The sequence below is a fragment of the Pseudomonas sp. NFPP28 genome, assembly GCF_900115535.1.
In the GTDB taxonomy this organism is placed as follows: domain Bacteria; phylum Pseudomonadota; class Gammaproteobacteria; order Pseudomonadales; family Pseudomonadaceae; genus Aquipseudomonas; species Aquipseudomonas extremorientalis.
Map to the genome: position 1 here is coordinate 987101 of NZ_FOWT01000001.1, position 18810 is coordinate 1005910.

Below are 18810 nucleotides of genomic sequence, written 5' to 3' on the forward strand. Positions count from 1 at the left end.
CATGGGCCTGCTCGGCGGCGCGGGATTTGATCCAGGTCAACGCTGCGAATCGTCGTCCTTCCAGGGCGCCGAGAGGTAGCGCGTGCGGTTGAAGGTCTCCAGCCATTCCGGGCAAAACACCACCAGGGCACTGATGACCATGCCGTTGATAAAGGCCTCGGGGAAGATGATCAACCACAGGTAGCCGACGAAATCCTCCAGCCATTCCGGCATGGCGAAACGCCCGTCGAACCACAACAGCCCCAGCCCACACAGCAGGCACAAGAGCGCCGACAGGGCTGCCGCGAAAAAACCGGAACAGAAGATATACACGAAGGGATTGCGCGGTTGGGCACGCTCGACCAGCAGCGCGCAGGTTTCAGTGACCAGCACCGGTAACCCGATAAGCAACAGGCCATTGACGCCCAGGGCAGCGAGATCCTGGCGCCCCAACAGCATCAAGCCCAACTGGGCGGCAAAACCACCGACAATTGCCAGGGGCCAGTCCAGCAACAAGGTCACGGCCGTCATACCGATGAAGTGGTAGGACACGCCGGTATCAAAATCCCGCCGCACCAGCCACAGCATGAACAACGCGAACACCGTGCCGAACAGCAAATGCTGGCGGCGCCGGTCGGCGAACAACTCGACCCACGGCGAACGCAGGATCGCCCACAGTACCACCGGCGCGTACAGGAGCGAGCCGATGCTCATGGTTGTCGGCGCCAACATGGCGGCACTGATCACGGCGATACTCCCCGGGTCGAATAGAGTCGGATGATCAGTCTACACCGACGTTTCACAGGGGTACTTCCTGCGGTCATCGTTTGGGCGCTAAGCTGCTAGCTATGGATGACTCAGATTACTTGCGCCTGCTCACCGTAGCGGCCGAACAAGCCAACGCGTTCTTGTCCAATGCCCGCAAATGGGAGCGTGAGCGTTGGGTCTGCCAGCGCCTGCTGCAAGGCTTGAACGTGCCCTACCGTGCCGAAGAATTCCACGCCGCCGGGCAAGAGCCGCCGGACGTGCTGTTTCGCGACGCCAGCTTCGAGGTGTTTTTCGTGCTGGACGAGGGTCGCCGCCTGAATGACGAATGGCGCGATGAACTGCTGCGTCGGCGCAGTGCGTTTTCCCTGAGCCAACTGGTACGGCGCGAAGCCAAGCCGAGGCGCATCCCGGCCCACGAGTTTCTGCTGCGCCTGGCGCCCACGCTGCGCAAGAAGGCGCATAACTATAAAGAGCGCGGAATGGACCTGGGCGAACTGGATATCGTCGCTTTCACCAGCCTCAAGCGCGAAGTGCTCGACCTCAACAGCCATTTTCCGCCGCCCACGGAATACCTGCGCCAGGGCTGGCGCTCGCTGTCGCTGGTGGGGCCGACCTTTGCACGGGTGCTGTTCGCTCACCCCGACGCACCGGATTTCTTGCGCAACAACCTGGGCCGCAGCATAGTGTTCGACGTAGGTATCAGCCTCTGAGCCCACCCGGACTGTAACGTGGCGCCCTTTTGCAACGTCTACCTGACGAGGCCTTTATGACCAGCCGCCTGAACCCCGATGACCAACAGCATGTCGAAGAGTACCTGCAACTCTCCCAGAACCGAGTCGAGCGCAAGCCTTTCCGGCCGTGGCTGCTCCTCGGCGTGGTGCTTGCCGTGGTAATCGGCCTCGGCTTGCTGAGTCGCCTTTTGAGTTACCTGACGCTATGAGCTGCCTGGCGCTCGCGGGGGTAACTGCTCCGATTTCTTTTAGCCTTGCGAGATATCCCCATGACCCATCGTATTATTATCGTCGGCGGCGGCGCCGGCGGCCTGGAGTTGGCTACCCGCCTGGGTAAGACCCTGGGCAAGCGCGGCACCGCCAGCATCACGCTGGTGGACGCCAACCTGACCCATATCTGGAAGCCACTGCTGCACGAAGTGGCGGCCGGCTCGCTGAACTCTTCGGAAGACGAACTCAATTATGTCGCCCAGGCCAAATGGAACCACTTCGAGTTCCAACTGGGGCGCATGAGCGGGCTTGATCGTGAACAGAAGAAGATCCAGCTGGCCGCCACCCTCGACGAAGAAGGCCGTGAACTGGTGCCCGCGCGCGTGCTGGGCTATGACAGCCTGGTGATTGCGGTCGGCAGCACCACCAACGACTTCGGCACCGAAGGTGCGGCGCAGCACTGCCTGTTCCTCGACACCCGCAAGCAGGCCGAACGTTTCCACCAGCAGCTGCTCAACCACTACCTGCGCGCCCATGCCGGGCAGACTGACGTGGTAGAAAAAATCAGCGTCGCCATCGTCGGCGCCGGTGCCACCGGGGTCGAGCTGGCCGCCGAACTGCATAACGCCGCCCATGAGCTGGCGGCCTATGGCCTGGACCGTATCAAGCCGGAAAACATGCACATCACCCTGATCGAAGCCGGCCCACGAGTACTGCCGGCCCTGCCGGAGCGTATTGGCGGGCCTGTGCATAAAACCCTGGAAAAGCTTGGGGTGACGGTACTGACCAACTCGGCGGTCAGCGAAGTGACGGCCGATGCGCTGATCACCAGCAGTGGCCAAGTGATCCCGGCCAGCCTCAAGGTATGGGCTGCCGGCATTCGCGCGCCGGGTTTCCTCAAGGACATCGATGGCCTGGAAACCAACCGCATCAATCAATTGCAGGTTTTGCCAACGCTGCAAACCACCCGCGACGAGAACATCTTCGCCTTCGGCGACTGCGCCGCCTGCCCGCAACCGGGCACCGACCGCAACGTGCCGCCACGGGCCCAGGCGGCTCACCAGCAGGCCTCGTTGCTGGCCAGGTCGCTGAAGCTGCGTATCGAGGGCAAGGACCTGCCTTCCTACAAATATACCGACTACGGCTCGTTGATCTCGCTGTCGCGGTTCTCGGCGGTCGGTAACTTGATGGGCAACCTCACCGGCAGCGTGATGCTGGAAGGCTGGCTGGCGCGGATGTTCTATGTGTCGCTGTATCGCATGCACCAGATGGCGCTGTATGGGTTCTTCCGTACGGCGATGCTGATGCTGGGGAGCAAGATTGGGCGTGGCACCGAGCCGCGACTCAAACTTCACTGACAACTCGGCCCCTGAGGGCACTCAATAAATGTGAGAGGGGGCTTGCCCCCGATTGCGGTGAAGCAGTCATTGATTTGTCGACTGACACACTGCCATCGGGGGCAAGCCCCCTCTCACATTTGATTTTCACCGGACTTGAGTTTTGCACGCACAAAAAAAATCCCCGTATCTTTCGATACGAGGATTTTTAATATGGTCGGGGTAAGGGGATTCGAACTCCTGACATCCTGCTCCCAAAGCAGGCGCGCTACCGGACTGCGCTATACCCCGGTAAAAAAAAGGCGACCTCTCAGTCGCCTTCTTCGATCAGTGCTTTTGGCCTCTGATCTTAAGATTCGATTCCAGCGCTAACTGGTCTCAAAAATGGTGGGTCGTGTGGGATTCGAACCTACGACCAATTGGTTAAAAGCCAACTGCTCTACCAACTGAGCTAACGACCCAAATATGGTCGGGGTAGGGGGATTCGAACTCCCGACATCCTGCTCCCAAAGCAGGCGCGCTACCGGACTGCGCTATACCCCGATATTGAAATTGGCTCCGTGACCAGGACTCGAACCTGGGACCCAATGATTAACAGTCATTTGCTCTACCGACTGAGCTATCACGGAACTACATATTTCAAAGTACTACGTTGCTGCTTACTACCTTCTCTTCGACTTGCCCGTATCGCTACGTTCATGTCTCTGAGGCGCGCTATTCTACAATCTTAAAAACCCCTGTCAACCCCTTAAATTGCTTTTAAGACAATGATTTGCGCTTGTTTCTGATTTCTTCTTGGGGAGAAGAAACCCGTGGGCTGACGTTGCTGCGGGGCGCACTTTACAAGCCTTTGCCTTACAGTTCAACGCCCTATCGAAAAAAAAGGCCCCGCAATGCGGGGCCTCCCATTTTTGCTTTGCCCTTTGGGCTTAGTGGAAGACGATCTCGTCGTTTTCCACGGTCGCCTCGACGCTGGTGCCCGGCATGAAGCTGCCCGATAGGATCAACTGGGCCAGCGGGTTCTCGATCCAGCGCTGGATCGCACGCTTCAAAGGCCGTGCGCCATACACCGGGTCGTAACCCACCGCGATCAGCTTGTCCAACGCCTCCTGGCTCAGGTGCAGGGACAGCTCGCGCTCTGCCAGACGGCCGCGCAGACGACCCAGCTGGATCTCGGTAATGCCCGCGATCTGATCCCGCGCCAGAGGCTCGAAGATCACCACTTCGTCGACCCGGTTGATGAATTCCGGGCGGAAGTGCGAATTCAGCGCATCCATCACCGCCGCACGTTGCGCTTCACGATCACCCACCAGCTCCTGGATCTGCGCCGAGCCCAGGTTGGAGGTCATCACGATCACCGTATTACGGAAATCCACGGTACGCCCGTGACTGTCGGTCAGGCGGCCGTCTTCCAGCACTTGCAGCAGGATGTTGAACACATCCGGGTGCGCCTTCTCGACCTCATCCAGCAGGATCACCGAGTAAGGCTTACGCCGCACGGCTTCGGTCAGGTAACCGCCCTCCTCGTAGCCCACGTAGCCTGGTGGCGCACCGATCAAGCGAGCCACCGAGTGTTTCTCCATGAATTCGGACATATCGATCCGCACCATGGCCTCTTCGGTATCAAAGAGGAACTCGGCCAAGGCCTTGCACAGTTCGGTCTTACCCACGCCGGTCGGGCCGAGGAACATGAACGAGCCACTCGGACGGTTCGGGTCGGACAACCCGGCCCGCGAACGCCGTACCGCGTTGGACACCGCCACCACGGCCTCTTCCTGGCCGATCACGCGTTGGTGCAACAGGCTTTCCATCTTCAGCAGCTTGTCGCGCTCGCCTTCGAGCATTTTCGACACGGGAATCCCGGTCCACTTCGAGACGACTTCGGCAATTTCTTCCTCGGTCACCTTGCTGCGCAGCAGTTGGTTCTCAGGCTTGCCGTGCTGGTCGACCATCTGCAGGCTGCGCTCCAGGTCCGGGATCACCCCGTACTGCAACTCGGCCATGCGGTTCAGGTCACCTTTACGGCGTGCCGCTTCCAGTTCCTGGCGCGACTGCTCGATCTTTTGCTGGATCTGCGCAGAGCCCTGCACTTCGGCTTTTTCCGAGGTCCAGATTTCTTCCAGGTCCGAATACTCGCGTTCCAGGCGGACGATTTCTTCCTGGAGTTTTTCCAGGCGTTTCTTCGCCGCGTCGTCTTCTTCTTTCTTCAGGGCCTGGGACTCGACTTTCAGTTGAATCAGGCGTCGATCCAGGCGATCGAGCACTTCCGGCTTGGAGTCGATCTCCATGCGGATGCGGCTGGCCGCTTCGTCGATCAGGTCAATGGCCTTGTCGGGCAACTGACGGTCGGTGATATAGCGATGGCTCAACTTGGCCGCCGCAATAATCGCACCGTCGGTGATCGCCACCTTGTGGTGGACCTCATAACGCTCTTTCAGGCCACGCAGGATTGCGATGGTGTCTTCTTCGCTCGGCTCTTCCACCAGTACTTTCTGGAAACGACGCTCAAGGGCCGCGTCCTTTTCTATGTACTGGCGATATTCGTTGAGCGTGGTAGCACCGACGCAATGCAACTCACCCCGCGCCAGGGCCGGCTTGAGCATGTTGCCGGCATCCATGGAGCCCTCGCCTTTACCGGCGCCGACCATGGTGTGCAGTTCGTCGATAAACAGAATGATCTGCCCTTCCTGCTTCGACAGCTCATTAAGCAGGGATTTCAGGCGCTCCTCGAACTCGCCACGGAACTTGGCACCGGCGATCAAAGACCCCATGTCCAGGGACAGCAGGCGCTTGCCTTTAAGGCCATCCGGCACTTCACCATTGATGATGCGCTGGGCCAAACCTTCGGCAATCGCGGTTTTACCCACGCCGGGCTCACCGATGAGCACCGGGTTGTTCTTGGTGCGACGCTGCAGGACCTGGATGGTGCGACGGATTTCATCGTCACGGCCGATCACCGGATCAAGCTTGCCCTCTTCGGCGCGCTTGGTCAGGTCGACGGTATATTTATCCAGGGCCTGGCGCGACTCCTCATGGTTGGGGTCGTTGACCGCATCACCGCCACGCAGGTTGTTGATAGCGTTTTCCAGGGCTTTCTTGCTCACACCCTGGCCCAGCAACAACTTGCCGAGCTTGCTGTTCTCGTCCATGGCGGCGAGCAGCACCAGTTCGCTGGAGATGAACTGGTCACCCTTCTGCTGGGCCAGACGGTCCGCCTGGTTGAGCAGGCGCGCCAGGTCCTGGGACATGTTCACGTCGCCAGTCGGGTTTTGGATTTTCGGCAGTTGGTCGAGCTCTTTGCTCAACTCCTTGCGCAGGCTGTTGACGTCAAAGCCCACCTGCATCAGCAAGGGCTTGATAGAACCACCTTGCTGTTCCAGGAGCGCCTGCATCAAGTGCGCAGGCTCGATGGCCGGGTGGTCGAGGCCCACCGCCAAGGATTGAGAGTCAGACAGTGCCAACTGCAATTTGCTGGTTAAACGATCAATACGCATTAGTCACCTTCCTTTTGAGCAGGCCGGATCTATGAAACATCCTGAATGAAGAAACCTGCCAGATACCCTTATAGATGGGGTGGGTTCTGGAAGATTCAAGCGCGCGACGGCGGATATGGACCGGGTTTGACCCAGATCAAAGGAGTCTAGCGTTCAAGCCAGACAAGGGAGGCAAAACGTCCGGTGCGAGGGCTACGCCGGTAGGAAAAGAAGCGTGGGTCGGTCACGGTGCAGTACCCGCCACCATAGACAGCAGTAACGCCGCGAGCAGCGAGGCGCAGGCGCGCGAGCTTATAGATGTCGGCCATGAACTTGCCTGGGTTGTGGCTGGGCACGAACGCTTCGGCAGTGATCGGCAACGGCTGCATGAAGGCTTCGCGTACTTCCGGGCCGACTTCGAAGGCTTGTGGGCCAATTGCCGGGCCAAGCCACACCAGTACGTCTTCAGGTTCGGCGCCGAGGCTTTCGAAAGCCGCTTCCAATACCCCTGCCGCTAGGCCACGCCAGCCAGCATGGGCCGCAGCCACGCGGGTGCCGGCGCGGTTGCAGAACAATGCGGGCAGACAGTCAGCGGTCATTGAGGTGCAGGCGATGCCAGGGGTGCTGGTCCAGCTGCCATCGGCTTCGGCAATGCGTGACGGGTCAGCCTCGACCACGCTTATCCCGTGGACTTGGCGCAACCAGGCAGGCTGAATATTAAATGCGTCGGTAAGACGGCGGCGGTTTTCGAGGACCGCTTCGAGGTTATCCCCAACATGATCGCCCAAGTTGAGACTGTCGAACGGCGCCAGACTGACGCCGCCCGCTCGAGTGGTGACGCAGGCTTTCACCTGAGCCGGCGCGGGCCAGTCAGGTATCAGCCAGTCACTCATCCGACAAACGCCTCGCGATCCTGCTTGAGCAGCGTCAACAACCAGACCAAATCGTCCGGCAGAGGCGATTCCCAGCTCATCCGCTTACCGCTCGTCGGATGATCCAATTCCAGGAAGCGTGCATGCAACGCCTGGCGCGGGAAGTTTTTCAGCGATTCAACCATGGTCTGGCTCGCCGCCGGTGGGATGCGGAAGCGCCCACCGTAGGCCGGATCACCGACCAACGGGAAGTTGATGTGTGCCATGTGCACGCGAATCTGGTGGGTACGGCCGGTTTCCAGCTTGACCCGCACGTGGGTGTGGGAGCGGAAACGTTCGAGTACTCGGTAATGGCTGACGGCCTGCTTGCCACCTTCCATCACCGCCATACGCTGGCGTTGCTGGCCGTGACGACCGATCGGGGCGTTGATCTTGCCGCCGGCTACCACCACACCAATCACGATGCATTCGTAGATCCGGCTGACGCTGCGGCTCTGCAACTGTGTAACCAGCTGCGTCTGCGCCTGAATGGTCTTGGCCACCACCATCAGACCGGTGGTGTCCTTGTCCAGGCGGTGCACGATGCCGCAGCGCGGGACATTGATGATGTCCGGCACATGGTGCAACAAGGCATTGAGCAGGGTGCCATCAGCGTGCCCGGCTGCCGGGTGAACCACCAGGCCTGCGGGTTTGTTGATGACCAGGATGTCGTCGTCTTCGTAGACGATATCCAGCTCGATGTCCTGGGCGACCCATTCTCCCTGGGCTTCCTGCTCGGCAGTCAGCTCAAGAATCGCACCGCCATGGACTATGTCTCGCGGGCGGATAACCGCTCCATCCACAGTCAGGCGGCCGTCTTTGATCCAGGCGGAAAGGCGCGAGCGCGAGTGCTCAGCGAATAATTGTGCGGCGACTTGATCGAGGCGTTGGCCGCCCAATTCGGACGGCACCTCTGCGCGAAGTTCAATTTTATCGGACATGCTCAGACTAGGCGTGGCACAGCCTTTGGTTTCGGCTGCGCGCTTGTGGTTAAATACGGCGTCTTTTGCCCCGAGGCTTTCAACGGGGCGCTCATCATAACAGGACGGCCCCGCCCAAGACAGCGGCCGTCATAGGGACGCAAGCCGCCATGCAAGTGAAACACCTGCTGCTGATCGCCATCCTCGCCATGACTGCTGCTTGCTCGTCAACAAAGGAAGTCGTCGACGAAAACCTGAGCGAAGTCGAGTTGTACCAACTGGCTCAGAAAGACTTGGACAATAATAGCTACACCAGCGCCACAGCGAAGCTGAAGGCCCTGGAGTCGCGCTATCCGTTCGGGCGCTATGCCGACCAGGCCCAGCTCGAGCTGATCTACGCCAACTACAAGAACGCCGAGCCGGAAGCCGCCAAGTCCGCCGCCGAGCGTTTTATCCGCCTGCACCCGCAGCACCCGAACGTCGACTACGCCTACTACATGAAGGGCCTGACCTCGTTCGACCAGGACGTTGGCCTGCTGGCGCGCTTCCTGCCGCTGGACATGACCAAGCGTGACCCAGGCGCTGCCCGCGATTCCTACAACGAGTTCGCCCAGCTGACCAGCCGCTACCCCAACAGCCGCTACGCGCCGGACGCCAAGCAACGCATGATCTACCTGCGCAACCTGCTGGCTTCCTACGAGATCCATGTGGCCCACTACTACCTGACCCGTCAGGCATACGTGGCCGCCGCTAACCGTGGCCGCTACGTTGTGGAAAACTTCCAGGAAACCCCTTCCGTAGGTGACGGCCTTGCCGTGATGACCGAGGCTTACCAGCGCCTGCACCTGGACGAACTGGCCAGCACCAGCCTGGAAACCCTGAAGCTCAACTACCCGGACCACCCAAGCCTGAAAGACGGCCAGTTCGTGCCTCAGGTGGCCGAAGCGGACAACCGCTCGTGGCTGAGCAAGTACACCCTGGGCCTGATCGAATCCCGTCCACCGCTGCCGCCGGGCGAAACCCGTGCCAACCAGGACGTGATCAAGCAGTACCAGGACGCCAAGGACGCAATTCCTTCGGAGCTCAAGCCCCACGACGAGAACGGCGACGTGATCGAAGAGGAAGAACCGCAGGCCCTGGGCAATAACCAGGACCGTTCGTGGTTCAGCTACATGACCTTTGGTGTGTTCGACTGATTGCACCCGGCGTCATCAAGAAGGAGCCTTGCGAGGCTCCTTTTTTGTGGGTGGTATTATTGCGCTGTGCGCCTGGCACGTCCTTGGCTAAACTGGCGCATTCCTTGTCGAGAAACTGCCCATCATGCTTCGTCTACTGTTCTGGATTGCCGTCATTGCCGCCGCAGTATGGTTCTGGCGCAAGTTCAAAAGCCCGGCCGCCAGGCAGCAGCGTGCCAGCGAGCCCGACGCGGCCCTGATGGTGCGCTGCGCCCACTGCGGCGTGCATTTGCCGCAGGATCGCGCCTTGAGCTCACGCCAGGAGTGGTATTGCACCCAGGCGCACCTGGAGCAAGGGCCGAAATCTATCCAGCGTTGATCCGACCTTCCGGCGCATAAGGCGCAGGGTCGATGATCGGCGCACGTGCCAGTAGCAGGTCAGCAAACAATTGGCAGGACGCCGGCGCAAGCACCAGGCCGTTGCGGTAATGCCCGCAGTTGAGCCAGAGGCCATTGAAGCCCGGCACCCGGCCTATATAGGGAATGCCTTCCGGCGAACCGGGGCGCAGCCCGGCCCAATGTCCGGCCACCTCGGCGTCCGCCAGGGCGGGGATCAACTCCACCGCTGACGCTTTGAGGCTTTCCAGCGCGGTCAGGGTGGGGGTCTTGTCGAAGCCTTCATGTTCCAGGGTGCTGCCGATCAGAATGTGCCCGTCCCGCCGAGGAATCGCATAGCGGCCCTTGGCCAAGACCATGCTCGACAGGAAGTCCGAGGCACATTTGTACAGAATCATCTGGCCTTTGACCGGTTCGACCGGCAGCGACAGGCCCAACGTGCCGAGCAACTCACCGCTCCAGGCGCCGGCGGCCAATACGACCTGATCGCCGAAGATCGAACCATCAGCTGTGTTCACGCCCACGACATTACCCGCATCCAGGACAAAGCCAGTCACTTCGCACCGTTCATGAATGGTCACGCCAGGCAGCGCCAGCAGCGCGGCCTTGAGGGATTTGACCAGGCGCGGGTTACGTACATTGGCGACATCGGCCATGTAGATCGCCTGGGAGTAGCCGCCACCCAAGACCGGAACGGCGTCATGAGCGGCCGACACGTCCACTTTGCTCAAGGGTCGGCCTTCACGCGCGGCCCAAGCCAGCGCTTCGGCTTCGTCATCCAGGTCCAGCCAGTAGAGCCCAGTGGTGTGAACCTCCGGGTCAACGCCCGTCGCAGCAAACAGACGCTGCGCCAGCTGTGGATAAAAATCCTGGGACCAATGGGCCAGGGCCGTGACCGCCGGGCTGTAGCGCCACGGATACAGGGGCGAGACGATGCCGCCGCCCGCCCAGGAAGACTCCTGGCCCAACCCTGCGCGCTCCAGCAGCACCACCGACTGCCCCTGCGTGGCGAGGTTGAACGCCGTCAACAAGCCGATGACTCCGCCACCGACAATCACTACCTGCTGTTGCTCTGCCATCATTTGATCCAGCCGATAAATAGGAACAAGCGCACCCGGCGCCCAATCGTCGAGCACCCTCATCATTGCCCCCAGCACAGCTTGCGCGACATCTCCGGCGCAGCGCCCGGGTTGGTTCGCGTGCCCGTGCCGGTCAGGCCGAAGTCACCGCAAGGATCGCCAGCCATCACCGAGTCGGTGACCGGTGTGGCCACCAGTTGGAAGTCCTGAGGGTTCAATGCAGCGGTGATTCTATAGTGATCATTGCCTGCACTGACGCCGCCTGCATCAATAAAACTGCCGTTCCTCGCATAAAAACGCTCCAGGTGCTGGGCTTGCTCGGTCAACAGCGCGACGATTTCAGCGCGATAGACTTTTTTCAGATAGCCGGTGTATCCGGGGTAAGCAATCCCGGCCAGAACCGCAATGATCATCACGGCAATCAGTAACTCGATCAGGGTAAAACCCTGGCTGTCCATGCCCATTCCACTACTCCTTATTGAAGTTGTCGCCACGCCACTCGCCGAAACCGCGAGCCACCCTCCTCTTCTACCCGCGCATAGGTACTCTCCAGCACCGTGCGCAATTGCCCGTGCAGCCCGACTGCCGTCACTCGATACACCGCTGCAGGGATTTGCGCTGGCAAATGCGCGAGCCCTACCGCAGGCCCGAGGGATTGAACCCCGTATAAGCCGCCTTTCAGTGCCACCCAACTGATGCCTGAAACAGGGTCCACTCCAGGCCCGACCACCAAAAATGCCGCCTCCGGCGGTGCACAGTCGACGATCGATTGACATAACGGCAACGCTGCAAATGAACGCTGTATGGCAGATTCCCCGCGCCTCAGGCCACTCTCGGCACTTTGCAGCGACTGATTACGGTGCCAGAAACTACCGGCAATCTTTTGCTGAGTGAGCGCAGCCTGCATCGAGGACAAGCCGATCAGCGATAACAGCAGCAGCAACACCAGGCTGACCAGCAGCACCATGCCTGCCTGTCGTAGACGAAAACCTTCTGCAAGTGTCATGGCAGCCCTACCCCAGCCGGTTCCGCAGCGCCGCCACGACGGCGTAGGTTTGGTCTTTCACCCCGGCAGTCGGGTCTTGCAGCGTCATCACAATGCGCACGCTGCGTATCAAGGATTCGTCGGCCGGGCCGGCGTCGTAGCGCACCACCTCCGTTGACGCAGGCTTGGCCGACACGCCAAAACTGATATCGAACGCCTTCACGTTATCCACCAATACCGCCTTGGCGGGTGATGCAGGTGTACTGAATTTCAACTGCCCTGCTTCGAAGGTGTAGGTAACTTGGCGTAACGCAAAACGGATTTGCCCGGGTGCCGATGCCGGGGCGCTTCCAGCGTAGGCCTGGGCGCTGCCAGTGCAATCGGACAACACAGTCCAGTCAGGCGTGCCGCCCCCAACGGCGACATCCGCGGTCACCAGCGTCAGCGAGGTTGACCCACCTCCGACACGCCAAGCGACAGGCCGGTCAAAAGCGGGCGGGGCGTTGTCGATAAACGCTGTCGCCAGACAGCCGAACATGCCCGCCTGACGGATATCCTGGAGCAGCTTGCCCAGCACAAACCGCGCATCATCCTGCATCAACAAAGCGGCCTGCTGGCTGGCGTTGGTGGCCCTGGTGTTGATTGCCACCTGGCTGGCCCAGAGCACCAGTACCAACCCCATCGCCAAGGCCAGCAGCAACTCCATCAGGCTGAAACCTCGAACAAGACACCTCATTGCGCCACTCCCGGTTCATCGCGGATGCGACTGGTCAGGGTGAAGGTTTCCCGGGCGCCCGGCCTGCCAGTACCTCGACTGTCGTCCCAACTGATGCTGACCGTCACCTCGTCGCCACCGATCGACACCGAGCCTTTGGCGCTCTCCCCGGCAAAACCGCGAATGTTGGCCTCGAAATCATGCAAGTCCAGGTCGCGCACACTGGCGGCAACGTTGCTGGCCAAGGCACGCTCGGTACGCCCCCACGTGTAGTCGGCACCGGAATTGGCACGGATCCGGTCGAGCATATCGTAGGCAATGAAACTGGCCTGGCTGATCATCCTGGAACTGTCGGTGTACTTGAGCGCATTGAGCTGGATCACCGCCGCGCCAAGCAGGCCGATGGTGAGAATCGACACTGCGACCAGCACTTCGATCAGTGTCGTACCGGCTTGGTCGCGGGATAAGGCATTGGGCAAAAAGGGGTTCGTACAGGCAAGCATTACCGTCGTCATCCGTGTCGAGGTCCAAAAAAAGAGCAGTTAAAACCTGCTGTGCGGCCCAAGACTAGCGCCGGTTTTTCACCTGCGCTGCAACCGGAACAAAGGGAAATACTTTGGACATGAAGGCCATCATCCGCCCCCCCAGACGGGACGCTATACCTAGGACTGCACCCAAATCCACGGAGGGATGGCCCATGCAACAACGAGGTTTCACCTTGATCGAACTGCTGCTCGGGCTGATCCTGAGCGGCATCCTGGCCAACATGGCGCTGCCCAGCTTCAAGAGCCTGCTGGAATCACAGCAGCGACAGAGCGCGGCACATGCCTTGGCGCAAGGCCTGCGATATGCACGCACCGAAGCCATCGCACGCAACCGGGCGGTGGTTATTTACGCATTGAAGGACAATTGGGGCCTGGGGTGGCGGGTCATCGTGGACATCAGCGGGCGCGGCCCCCAGGACGATGACAACCCGGTGCTGCTGGAGCGCCAGGCCAGTGGGCAAGTGCTGATCGTGGGCAATGGGCCGCTCAAGACCCAGGTGCGCTTCAGCGGGCTGGGTGAACCCATCTTTTCAGGAGGAGGCTTCCGTGCCGGCACCGTGCATGTGTGTGCCACGGACCAGGCGCAGAGCCTGCACCAGGTAGTGCTGGCGCCCAGCGGGCGTATCAGCCTGCGCAGCGAGCGTGCCGAGCAGGCATTGTGCCGGAGTTGATCCGGCACACCGGGTCGTCACAGCAGCGAGCGAACCCGCAGCTCCTTGGGCATGGAGAACGTAATGTTTTCTTCGCGGCCAGCCAGTTCATCGGCACCGGTGGCGCCCCAGGCGTGCAACTGCTGGATAACGCCGCGCACCAGCACTTCCGGAGCGGAAGCACCCGCCGTGATGCCAATGCGCTCGACGCCATCGAACCAACTGCGCTGCATATCTTCGGCACCGTCGATCAGGTACGCCGGTGTTGCCATGCGCTCAGCCAACTCACGCAGGCGGTTGGAGTTGGAACTGTTGGGGCTGCCGACGACCAGGACCACATCACATTCGTCTGCCAGTTGCTTGACCGCGTCCTGGCGGTTCTGGGTGGCGTAGCAGATGTCGTCCTTGCGCGGGCCGCCAATGGCCGGGAAGCGACTGCGCAGCGCGTCGATCACGCGACTGGTATCGTCCATGGACAGGGTGGTCTGGGTCACGAATGCCAGGCGCTCGGGGTTCTGTACCTGCAGGTTGGCGACATCCTTTTCGTCTTCCACCAGGTAAATGGAGCCGCCATTGCTGGCATCGTACTGCCCCATGGTGCCTTCGACTTCCGGGTGGCCGGCGTGGCCGATCAGGATGCACTCGCGACCGTCACGGCTGTAGCGCGCGACTTCGATGTGCACCTTGGTGACCAGTGGGCAGGTAGCATCGAAGACTTTCAGGCCGCGGCCTGCCGCTTCGGTACGCACCGCCTGGGAAACACCGTGGGCGCTGAAGATGACGATTACATCGTCCGGCACCTGATCCAGCTCTTCGACAAAGATGGCGCCACGTGCACGCAGGTCTTCGACCACGAATTTGTTGTGGACGACTTCATGACGCACGTAAATCGGCGGCCCGAAGACTTCCAGGGCGCGGTTGACGATTTCGATCGCCCGGTCCACACCGGCGCAGAAGCCACGGGGGTTGGCGAGTTTGATTTGCATGCTGTGCCTCGTGTCTTGCTCGGCAAGAAATTGGATCTTGTGGGAACTGGCTTGCCTGCGATGCAGGCACCTCGGTGTATCAGGTACACCAGGGTGATGCTATCGCAGGCAAGCCAGCTCCCACACAAGCCAGCGCCCGCAGGCGCCGGTTTTGTCAGTTAGATCGCTTTAACGCTGATGATTTCAACGTCGAACGTCAAGGTTTTACCGGCCAACGGATGGTTGAAGTCGATGGTCACTTGCGCGTCATCAAAAGCTTTCACCACACCCGGCAGTTCGGTATTGGCCGCATCGTTGAAAATCACCAGCAGGCCTTCCGACAGGTCCATGTCCTGGAACTGCGAACGCGGGATGATCTGCACGTTTTGCGGGTTGGGCTGGCCAAAGGCGTTTTCCGGCTGGATCTGCAGGGTGCGCTTGTCGCCGGCCTTGAAGCCGAACAGGGCCGCTTCGAAACCCGGCAGCAGGTTGCCGTCGCCGACCTTGAAGGTGGCCGGGGCTTTGTCGAACGTGCTGTCGACCGTGTCGCCATTCTCCAGGCGCAGTGCAAAATGCAAAGTGACTTCCGTGTTCTGGCCGATGCGTTGCTCAGCCAATACCTGATCAGTCATTGACGGTCTCTCCGGTTTTCTTGCTTTTGAACATATCCAGCGCCAGCATGATTGCACCGACGGTGATGGCGCTGTCGGCGAAGTTGAACGCCGGGAAGTAATGGCGGTTCTGCCAATGCACCAGGATGAAGTCGATCACATGGCCCAGCGCAATGCGGTCATACAGGTTGCCGAGCGCGCCGCCCAACACCAGGGCCAGGGCGATGGCCAGCCAGGTGTCATCGCGACCCAGGCGCTTGAGCCACACCACCAGCACCGCACTGACCACCACGGCGATCAGGGCAAACAGCCAGCGCTGCCAGCCACCGCTGTCAGCCAGGAAGCTGAAGGCAGCGCCGGTGTTGTAGGCCAGGGTCCAGCTGAAGTAATCCGGGATCACCACGATTTGCTGGAACATCTGCAGGGAGCCTTCGAAATGAGCCTTGCTGACCTGGTCGATGACCAGGACCAGCACACTCAGTACGAGCCAGCCCAGACGTCCGAAACGACTGGCGTTAGGCATAGTGGCGAACCTCGCCAGCGCCCGAGATGTTGTCGACGCAACGACCGCAGATTTCCGGGTGCTCAGGGTTCACGCCAACGTCCTCACGGCAATGCCAGCAACGGGCGCATTTAGGGAAGGCCGACTTGACCACTTTGAGCTTGAGGCCCGGCACTTCGGTGGCAACCGCGTCCGCCGGGGCCTGGGCGAATGGCGCCAGGCTCGCGGTTGAAGTGATCAGCACGAAGCGCAGTTCGTTGCTCAGCTTGGCCAGGTCGGCGGTGAGACCGTCTTCGGCAAACAGGGTGACTTCGGCTTGCAGGTTGCCACCGACGGCCTTGGCCGCACGCTGCACTTCCAGCTCCTTGTTCACCGCAACCTTCACGGCCATCACGCCTTCCCAGTACTCGCGGCCCAGTTCGAAGTCAGCCGGCAGTTCGGTCAGGCCTTCGTACCAGGTATTGAGCATCACCGACTCGTTGCGCTCGCCCGGCAGGTATTCCCACAGCTCGTCGGCGGTGAACGCCAGGATCGGCGCGATCCAGCGCACCAGCGCTTCGCTGATGTGATACAGCGCGGTCTGCGCCGAACGGCGCGCCTTGCTGTTGGCGCCGGTGGTGTACTGGCGGTCCTTGATGATGTCGAGGTAGAAACCACCCAACTCCTGCACGCAGAAGTTGTGGATCTTCGAGTAGACGTTCCAGAAACGGTATTCGCCGTAGTTTTCCTGCAACTCGCGCTGCAGCAACAGGGTACGGTCCACCGCCCAACGGTCGAGGGCGAGCATGTCTTCGGCCGCCAGGAGGTCGGTGGCCGGGTTGAAACCGGTCAGGTTCGACAACAGGAAGCGCGCGGTATTACGGATACGACGGTAGGCGTCGGCGCTGCGAGCCAGGATCTGGTCCGACACGGCGATCTCGCCCGAATAGTCGGTCGACGCGACCCACAGACGCATGATGTCGGCGCCCAGGGTGTCGTTGATCTTTTTCGGCTCGATCACGTTCTTCAGCGACTTGGACATCTTGCGGCCCGTCTCGTCGACGGTGAAGCCGTGGGTCAGCAGTTCGCGGTACGGCGCATGGTTGTCGATGGCGCAACCGGTCAGCAACGACGAGTGGAACCAGCCGCGGTGTTGGTCCGAACCTTCCAGGTACAGGTCGGCACGCGGGCCGGTTTCGTGCCCCATCGGGTGCGAGCCGCGCAGCACATGCCAGTGAGTGGTGCCCGAGTCGAACCACACGTCGAGGGTGTCGCTGATCTTGTCGTACTGCGGCGCTTCATCGCCCAGCAGTTCGGCGGCGTCCAGCTTGAACCAGGCTTCGATGCCTTCCTGTTCGACACGCTGGGCCACTTGTTCCATCAACTCGACGGTGCGTGGGTGCAGCTCGCCGCTTTCCTTGTTCAGGAAGAACGGGATCGGCACGCCCCAGTTACGCTGGCGCGATATACACCAGTCAGGGCGGTTGGCGATCATCGAGTGCAGGCGCGCCTGGCCCCAGGCCGGGACGAACTTGGTGTCTTCGATGGCCTTGAGCGAGCGGACACGCAGGGTGTCGCCATTGGTCGGCTCTTTGTCCATGCCGATGAACCACTGCGCGGTGGCGCGGTAGATCAGCGGGGTCTTGTGCCGCCAGCAGTGCATATAGCTGTGCTTGATGGTTTCGGTGTGCAGCAGCGAGCCGACTTCCGACAGTTTTTCGATGATCGAATCGTTGGCCTTGAAGATGAACTGGCCGCCGAAGAACTCCAGCGACGGTGCGTACACGCCGTTGCTCTGCACCGGGTTCAGGATGTCATCGTTGACCATGCCGTAGGCTTTGCAGGTCACGAAGTCGTCCACGCCATAAGCGGGCGCGGAGTGAACGATGCCGGTGCCGGCGCCCAGTTCAACGTAGTCCGCCAGGTAAACTGGAGACAGACGGTCATAGAACGGGTGACGGAAATTGATCAGTTCCAACGCGGAGCCGGTGGTGGTGGCGATGACCGACCCTTGCAGCTCGTAGCGGGCCAGGCAGGCTTCGACCATTTCTTCGGCCAGCACCAGCAGGCGGTCACCGACGTCCACCAGGGCGTAGGTGAATTCCGGGTGCACGTTCAGCGCCTGGTTGGCCGGGATGGTCCACGGGGTGGTGGTCCAGATCACGATGACGGCCGGCTTGCCCAGGCTTGCCAGGCCGAAGGCCTCGGCCAGCTTGGCGTCGTCGGCGACCGGGAAGGCCACGTCGATGGTCGAGGACTTCTTGTCTTCGTACTCGACTTCCGCTTCAGCCAGGGCCGAACCACAGTCGAAGCACCAGTTCACGGGCTTGAGGCCCTTGAACACGAAACCGCCCTTGACGATTTCGGCCAAGGCGCGGATTTCACCGGCCTCGTTCTTGAAGTTCATGGTCTTGTAGGGGTTATCCCACTCGCCGAGCACGCCCAGGCGGATGAACTCGGACTTCTGTCCTTCGATCTGCTCGGTGGCGTAGGCACGGCACAGTTCGCGGGTCTTATCCGCGCCCAGGTTCTTGCCGTAGGTCACTTCGACTTTGTGTTCGATCGGCAGGCCGTGACAGTCCCAACCCGGGACATAAGGCGCGTCGAAGCCCGACAGGGTTTTCGAGCGCAGGATCATGTCCTTGAGAATCTTGTTCAGCGCATGACCGATGTGAATCGTGCCGTTGGCATAAGGAGGGCCGTCGTGCAGGACGAATTTCGGACGATCCTTGCCAATCTCGCGCAACTTTCCGTACAGGCCAATACTGTCCCAGCGCTGCAGGATCTGCGGTTCGCGCTGTGGCAGGCCGGCCTTCATTGGGAAGGCGGTGTCCGGAAGGTTTAGCGTGGCTTTATAGTCGGTCATTTAAGGCTCTTCG

18 protein-coding genes, 4 tRNA genes and 1 pseudogene are annotated in these 18810 nt (G+C 60.7%); 6 read left to right on the forward strand and 17 right to left on the reverse strand.

What is annotated here, in order from left to right; all coding sequences use genetic code 11:
• Positions 1–36 precede the first annotated feature (36 nt).
• On the reverse strand, positions 37–726 hold the full coding sequence (locus BM110_RS04650; RefSeq protein ID WP_093119926.1) for an energy-coupling factor ABC transporter permease: 690 nt from the start codon (positions 724–726) through the stop codon (positions 37–39).
• Positions 727–827: 101 nt separating this feature from the next.
• On the opposite strand from BM110_RS04650, the gene BM110_RS04655 reads away from it, so the two are divergent.
• The 3 genes from BM110_RS04655 to BM110_RS04665 are packed head-to-tail and all read left to right on the forward strand — an operon-like array spanning position 828 to position 3046.
• Positions 828–1457, forward strand: a complete 630-nt coding sequence (locus tag BM110_RS04655) for a DUF1780 domain-containing protein (RefSeq protein WP_010213242.1) — start codon at positions 828–830, stop codon at positions 1455–1457.
• Between the two features lie 56 nt (positions 1458–1513).
• A complete protein-coding gene (locus BM110_RS04660) occupies positions 1514–1687 on the forward strand; it encodes a DUF3094 family protein (protein ID WP_046034083.1) in 174 nt (57 codons plus the stop codon).
• A gap of 60 nt (positions 1688–1747) precedes the next feature.
• Positions 1748–3046 carry an NAD(P)/FAD-dependent oxidoreductase gene (locus tag BM110_RS04665; RefSeq protein ID WP_071491077.1) on the forward strand — a complete coding sequence of 433 codons (1299 nt, stop codon included), beginning with the start codon at positions 1748–1750 and terminating at the stop codon, positions 3044–3046.
• A gap of 193 nt (positions 3047–3239) precedes the next feature.
• Here BM110_RS04665 and BM110_RS04670 read toward each other — a convergent pair.
• The 7 genes from BM110_RS04670 to rluD form a co-directional block, all read right to left on the reverse strand.
• Positions 3240–3316 (reverse strand) — tRNA-Pro (locus tag BM110_RS04670).
• A gap of 94 nt (positions 3317–3410) precedes the next feature.
• A tRNA-Lys gene (locus tag BM110_RS04675) sits at positions 3411–3486 on the reverse strand.
• Positions 3487–3491: 5 nt separating this feature from the next.
• Positions 3492–3568: transfer RNA gene (locus BM110_RS04680), tRNA-Pro, on the reverse strand.
• A 10-nt stretch (positions 3569–3578) separates the two neighbouring features.
• Positions 3579–3654: transfer RNA gene (locus BM110_RS04685), tRNA-Asn, on the reverse strand.
• 300 nt (positions 3655–3954) lie between these two features.
• The gene (gene clpB / locus BM110_RS04690) at positions 3955–6519 is read right to left on the reverse strand and encodes an ATP-dependent chaperone ClpB (RefSeq protein WP_093512541.1); all 2565 of its coding nucleotides are present in this window, start codon (positions 6517–6519) and stop codon (positions 3955–3957) included.
• Positions 6520–6665: 146 nt separating this feature from the next.
• A complete protein-coding gene (gene pgeF / locus BM110_RS04695; protein ID WP_093512543.1) occupies positions 6666–7391 on the reverse strand; it encodes a peptidoglycan editing factor PgeF in 726 nt (241 codons plus the stop codon).
• Positions 7388–8350, reverse strand: coding sequence for a 23S rRNA pseudouridine(1911/1915/1917) synthase RluD (rluD, locus tag BM110_RS04700; RefSeq protein ID WP_058423068.1), 963 nt, complete (start codon positions 8348–8350; stop codon positions 7388–7390). The genes pgeF and rluD overlap by 4 nt, the downstream gene beginning before the upstream one ends.
• A gap of 149 nt (positions 8351–8499) precedes the next feature.
• Between rluD and BM110_RS04705 the strand changes: the two genes are divergently transcribed.
• Both BM110_RS04705 and BM110_RS04710 read left to right on the forward strand, forming a co-directional pair.
• Positions 8500–9525 carry an outer membrane protein assembly factor BamD gene (locus tag BM110_RS04705; protein ID WP_058423069.1) on the forward strand — a complete coding sequence of 342 codons (1026 nt, stop codon included), beginning with the start codon at positions 8500–8502 and terminating at the stop codon, positions 9523–9525.
• Between the two features lie 124 nt (positions 9526–9649).
• Positions 9650–9883 carry a PP0621 family protein gene (locus tag BM110_RS04710; RefSeq protein WP_092240641.1) on the forward strand — a complete coding sequence of 78 codons (234 nt, stop codon included), beginning with the start codon at positions 9650–9652 and terminating at the stop codon, positions 9881–9883.
• Here the strand turns inward: BM110_RS04710 and thiO are convergent.
• The 5 genes from thiO to pilV all read right to left on the reverse strand — a co-directional run bounded on the left by thiO (position 9870) and on the right by pilV (position 13182).
• Positions 9870–10979, reverse strand: a complete 1110-nt coding sequence (thiO, locus tag BM110_RS04715; protein WP_093119934.1) for a glycine oxidase ThiO — start codon at positions 10977–10979, stop codon at positions 9870–9872. The two genes, BM110_RS04710 and thiO, sit on opposite strands and share 14 nt — an antisense overlap.
• Before the next feature lie 62 nt (positions 10980–11041).
• Entirely contained in the window at positions 11042–11443 is a 402-nt protein-coding gene (locus BM110_RS04720; protein WP_071491074.1) for a type IV pilin protein, read from the reverse strand.
• 11 nt (positions 11444–11454) lie between these two features.
• Positions 11455–11985 carry a PilX N-terminal domain-containing pilus assembly protein gene (locus BM110_RS04725; RefSeq protein ID WP_256572930.1) on the reverse strand — a complete coding sequence of 177 codons (531 nt, stop codon included), beginning with the start codon at positions 11983–11985 and terminating at the stop codon, positions 11455–11457.
• A 7-nt stretch (positions 11986–11992) separates the two neighbouring features.
• Complete coding sequence (locus tag BM110_RS04730) at positions 11993–12700, reverse strand: PilW family protein (protein WP_092240635.1); 708 nt, start codon at positions 12698–12700, stop codon at positions 11993–11995.
• Positions 12697–13182, reverse strand: coding sequence for a type IV pilus modification protein PilV (gene pilV / locus BM110_RS04735; RefSeq protein ID WP_092240633.1), 486 nt, complete (start codon positions 13180–13182; stop codon positions 12697–12699). Before pilV ends, BM110_RS04730 begins: the two co-directional genes overlap by 4 nt.
• Before the next feature lie 194 nt (positions 13183–13376).
• On the opposite strand from pilV, the pseudogene BM110_RS04740 reads away from it, so the two are divergent.
• Positions 13377–13959: pseudogene (locus BM110_RS04740) on the forward strand (GspH/FimT family pseudopilin).
• On the opposite strand, the gene ispH reads toward BM110_RS04740, so the two are convergent.
• From ispH to ileS, 4 genes are all read right to left on the reverse strand, one after another.
• A complete protein-coding gene (gene ispH, locus BM110_RS04745) occupies positions 13913–14860 on the reverse strand; it encodes a 4-hydroxy-3-methylbut-2-enyl diphosphate reductase (RefSeq protein WP_071491070.1) in 948 nt (315 codons plus the stop codon). The pseudogene BM110_RS04740 and the gene ispH overlap by 47 nt on opposite strands.
• A gap of 158 nt (positions 14861–15018) precedes the next feature.
• Positions 15019–15456: an FKBP-type peptidyl-prolyl cis-trans isomerase gene (gene fkpB, locus BM110_RS04750; RefSeq protein WP_172963313.1), complete on the reverse strand. Its 438-nt coding sequence runs from the start codon at positions 15454–15456 to the stop codon at positions 15019–15021.
• A gap of 7 nt (positions 15457–15463) precedes the next feature.
• Complete coding sequence (gene lspA, locus BM110_RS04755; protein ID WP_058423077.1) at positions 15464–15973, reverse strand: signal peptidase II; 510 nt, start codon at positions 15971–15973, stop codon at positions 15464–15466.
• The gene (gene ileS, locus BM110_RS04760) at positions 15966–18797 is read right to left on the reverse strand and encodes an isoleucine--tRNA ligase (RefSeq protein WP_093512547.1); all 2832 of its coding nucleotides are present in this window, start codon (positions 18795–18797) and stop codon (positions 15966–15968) included. Before ileS ends, lspA begins: the two co-directional genes overlap by 8 nt.
• Between the last annotated feature and the right edge of the window lie 13 nt (positions 18798–18810).